This is a genomic window from Microvirga sp. HBU67558 (assembly GCF_018069605.1).
GTDB lineage: Bacteria > Pseudomonadota > Alphaproteobacteria > Rhizobiales > Beijerinckiaceae > Microvirga > Microvirga terrae.
On record NZ_JAGPUP010000009.1, the window covers coordinates 1 to 232 of the forward strand.

The 232-nt window shown below is 56.9% G+C and carries 1 protein-coding gene; it reads right to left on the reverse strand.

What is annotated here, in order from left to right; all coding sequences use genetic code 11:
- A partial coding sequence (locus tag KBI52_RS00030; protein WP_371823077.1) for an AMP-binding protein occupies positions 1–232 on the reverse strand: 232 nt, incomplete at both ends.

A 232-nucleotide genomic window follows, 5' to 3' on the forward strand; every position in this document is an offset into this window, starting at 1 on the left:
TCCCGAGCAGCAGCAAGAGGTGATCGCCGCGACGAAGTCCCAGAGTTCGCAGGAAATTCGCAACCCGGTTGGACCGATCTGACAGTTCCTTGAAGCTAAATCTTGTTTCAATGCCGTTCGCGGTCTCGACGATCCAGAGTGCTGTCCGGTCGCGACTTTCGGGGTTAGAGGCGAGTTCTCCATCGAACCAGTCGAGCGCCCAGTTGAAAGGGACTGGATCAGGCCAGCGAAA